Annotated in this window: 4 protein-coding genes; all 4 read left to right on the top strand. The window is 66.6% G+C overall.

Annotated elements, in window-relative coordinates; genetic code table 11:
* On the top strand, positions 1-1,196 hold a 1,196-nt coding region (locus tag AC1D01_RS23520), incomplete at its 5' end, for a non-reducing end alpha-L-arabinofuranosidase family hydrolase (protein WP_477870616.1).
* 75 nt (positions 1,197-1,271) lie between these two features.
* The gene (locus tag AC1D01_RS23515; protein WP_477870614.1) at positions 1,272-1,940 is read left to right on the top strand and encodes a hypothetical protein; all 669 of its coding nucleotides are present in this window, start codon (positions 1,272-1,274) and stop codon (positions 1,938-1,940) included.
* A gap of 301 nt (positions 1,941-2,241) precedes the next feature.
* On the top strand, positions 2,242-3,267 hold the full coding sequence (locus AC1D01_RS23510; RefSeq protein ID WP_477870612.1) for a hypothetical protein: 1,026 nt from the start codon (positions 2,242-2,244) through the stop codon (positions 3,265-3,267).
* A gap of 28 nt (positions 3,268-3,295) precedes the next feature.
* Positions 3,296-4,070 (top strand): alginate lyase family protein (locus AC1D01_RS23505; RefSeq protein ID WP_477870610.1); only part of this gene is annotated, 775 nt, incomplete at its 3' end.

Here is a 4,070-nt window from a genome sequence, read left to right as displayed (position 1 = left end):
ACCAGTACACCGACCATGACGGCAACAACCAGCAGTGGCAACTGGTCGGCGCCGACAACAACGCGGTGCGCTTCATCAACCGCAATTCGGGCAAGGCGCTCGAAGTCGCCGGCGCGTCGACCGCCGATGGCGGCGACGTCACCCAGTACACCGACTACAGCGGCCGCAACCAGACCTGGGCGCTCGTGCCCGTCGGCGCCACCACGCCGCCGCCCGGCGGCGGAACCGGCAACGTGGCGCTGCCGTCCAGCTTCCGCTGGACCTCGAGCGCAGCGCTGATGGTGGCCAAGCCGGCCGCGCAGTTCCCGGAAGTGGCGATCAAGGATCCGTCGGTCGTGTACTACAACGGCCTGTGGCACGTGTTCTCCACCCAGGCCAAGGGCAATGGGTGGGGCCTGGAGTACCGCTCGTTCCCGGATTGGTCGAACGCTGGGGCAGCCACGCCCTACTTCCTCGACTCCACCGCGATCGGCGGCGGGTACCGGGCAGCGCCGTTCGTGTTCTTCCACGCGCCTTCGCGGCTGTGGTACCTGGTGTTCCAGAACGGCAACGCCGCCTACTCGACCAACCCCGACATCGGCAACCCGGGTGGGTGGAGCGCGCTGAAGACCTTCTACGGCAGCGTGCCGCAGATCGTCCAGCAGAACACCGCTGGCGGCAACGGCAACTGGCTGGACTTTGCCGTGGCCTGCGATGCAGCCGACTGCCACCTGTTCTCCGCCGGCGACAACGGGCAGATCTACCGCTCGCAGACCACGCTCGCGAACTTCCCGAACGGCTTCGGCAACACGGTGATCGCGCTGCAGGATGCCGACCGCAACAAGGTCTTCGAAGCACCCCAGGTCTACAAGGTGCGCGAGACCGGGCAGTACCTGCTCATCGTCGAGGCCATCGGCAGCGGCGGCCGGTACTTCCGCTCGTGGACCGCGAGCAGCCTGGGCGGCGCCTGGACGCCGCTGGCCGCGAGCGAGTCCAGCCCGTTCGCCGGCGACGCCAACGTGAGCTTCCCGACCGGCAAGTGGAGCCAGGGCATCAGCCACGGCGAGATCCTGCGCACCGGGTATGACCAGAACGTCGAGGTCAGCGCCTGCAACATGCGCTTCCTCTACCAGGGGCTGACGCCTGGGGCGAAGGACAGCTACGAGAAGCTGCCGTACCGCCTCGGCGTGCTCACGCAGACCAACTCGCCTTGCTGATCTGTCCCGCGAAAACCCGTGAAATGCTCACGGGTGCCAGTACCGTTCAACCATTGATCATTTTTCGATCATGCATTGGATCCGAAGGCTGCCCACACTGCCGATGTGATGACAACGGCGGGTGTGCGATCGATGGTTCCACTTCAGTTCCGGCCGCTGCTGAGGCCGTTTCTCTTCATGGCGCGCATCCTCTTCAGCGACTTGAAACTGGAACGCGACGGACGGGACTTTCACATCCGCATCGCCGCGGCCCCACCCGATGCCGAACCGCAGGCGCTGAGCGAAGCGGCCATCGCCGAAGCGGCGCCGTTGCGGGCCGCGCTCAAGGCATTGCTCGATTCGCATCCCCAGGCCCGCAAGGTGCTGCGCCACCTCCGGTACGTCGAACGTGCGCTGGCCACCCAAGGCCTCGCCGCGCTGGCAGGAATACCTGTCGACGTCCTGGCGGTTGCGCTGGGCCAGCTGGATTCGATCGCCTCCGACGGGTCGAACCGTCACCTCGCAGATCTGCGTTCGAAGATGGCCCTCGCGGTGCTGGCCCGTCCGGAGGATCCGCTCGACGGCCCGAACGGCGATCGGCTGTCCGATTTCGCGACGGATTCCCGGCTGATGGTCGGAGATGCCTCCCACTCGGTGTTCATGGAGCTCGAGCGGCAATACCAGGCATTACTTCCGCCGGAGGCGATCCGCGCTTCGCTCGATGCGTCGACTCCGCAAGTTTCGTCAGCTTTCCCGACATCGTGACTCACACACTGGCAGAAATCGAGGGCACCTCATGTCGAATGAGATGGGCGCGCCGCACCTACTTTGACGCAACAGGATCTTCACGATGAGCATGCCAAGCCAACGCCCCAGACTCGCCACGGCGACAAGCGCACTGCTGTGCGCCATGGTGCTGTCTGCCTGCGGCGGAGACCGTGATTCGGGCACCGCTGCAGCACCGGTCGGGTCAGCACCTTCGCCCGCACCCGCACCCGGACCTTCGCCTGCGCCTTCGCCCGCACCTTCGATCACGACAGCCCTCGGCAAGCCCGGCCGGCTCCTCGTGGGCCTCGGCGCGGCCAGTACTTTCGCGGACATGAAGGCCCAGCAGATCRCTCCGGACATCATCGATACCTATCTCGTGGCGGTCRCGGGTTTCAACTCTGGCGGCGGTAACGCATGGCCTCAATGGCAATACAACTATCCGGACGGTGGCGTCATAACGGTCTTCTCCAACGACGTCGCGGCCATGGGCGCCGTRCCGATGTTCACCCTGTTCCAGATGCCTTCCCTGCGGGGTGGCGACGTCACCGTCATCAACGACGCGCCGTTCATGGCCGCCTACTGGGCGCAAGTCAAGTTGATGTACCAGAAGATCGCCGAGACCAACCGCCCCACCCTGGTCAACCTCGAGCCTGACTTCTGGGGCTTCGCCCAGGGCGGTGCACCCGGCGGCGACCCGGCGAAGTTGCCGGCGCGCGTGAGCACGGTGCCGGAATGCGCCAGCSAACCGGAYACGGCCGTCGGCGTCGTCGGTTGCCTGCTGAAGCTCGGGCGGACGTACGCGCCCAAGGCGAGGATGGGCTTCCCCCCGTCGTTGTGGTCGGGGGATCCAAACGCCACCGGCRCYTTCATGGCCAAACTCGGTGCAGACAAGGCCGACTTCATCGTGGCGCAGACGAGCGATCGCGATGCGGGTTGCTTTGAAGACCCGAACCCCGTGCCAAATTGTGCGAATCGCGGCCCCGGCCCGTTCTACCTGGACGAGAACAACGTCACCACACCGAATTTCAACCAGGGCATCAACGATTGGAGCATCGTGCGAAGCCACCTGGGCGGCCTGCCGATCCTGTACTGGCAGACCCCCATGGGCGTGCCCTCGACGACGCCCGGCGGAACGCCGAAGCACTATCGGGACAACCACGTCCAGTACATGCTGACGCATACRACGCAGTACGCGGGCAACGGCACATTCGCGATCGTCTTCAGTCCCGGGGACGACACGTCGGCGGACATCACGAACGACGGCGGCCAGTTCGCGCGCCTGTCCAAGGCCTACCTGGCCAACCCCGCTCCGTTTCCCCGCTGAGCTCGACGGGGAGAACCAGGACGTGAACGTGTCGAAGACATTCCCGGAACGCACCGACCTCGGTCAGTTGCCCGATCCCGCACGGCGTGCGCTCTCTCTGGGGCTGGGCCTGCTCCCGATGTTCCCGCTGCTGTCCGGCTGCGGCGCGGGCGCCGAGGACACCGGCCCGTCCGCGCAGGCCCGTGGCCAGGGCGTCCCCGGCTCGGTGAGCGGCGTCTTCCGTCACCCGGGACTGCTGGTCACCGACGACGACTTCGCTCGCATCCGCGAGCACATCAAGGCCGGCCAGCAGCCGTGGACCGGCTGGTGGAACAAGCTGTGCGCCGACCGCGCCGCCAGCCTGGAGGGCAAGCCCAATCCGCTCGCCGGCGTCTATCGCGCCGACAGCAGCAAGTTCGCGATGTACCGCGACATCCAGCGCGCCTGGTGCCTCGCGCTGCGCTGGCGGCTGTCGGACGACACGCGCTATGCCGACAAGGCGGTGGAAACACTGGATGCGTGGGCGAACACGCTGAAGGTGATCGGGACCGTGCCCGAGGGCTCGACCGCCCATGACGACCACACCTTCATCCTGTTGGCCGGCATGCAGGGCCACCAATGGGCCCAGGCCGGCGAGATCATGCGCGGCTACCCCGGCTGGCCGCCCGAGCGCCTGGCGCGCTTCCAGGAGATGCTCACGAGCGTCTTCGTCGGCATATCGTCGCGGTTCCTCAGCGGGGCGCACCCGGGTTCCCACGCCAACTGGGACATGGCCTCGTTGTGCGGCACGCTGGCCATCGGGGTGTTCTGCGACAGGCCCGACC

Source organism: Rhizobacter sp. P3_B12 (assembly GCF_056402895.1).
Note: the sequence above shows the minus strand (reverse complement) of the source record. Positions and strands in the feature narration are given on the sequence as shown.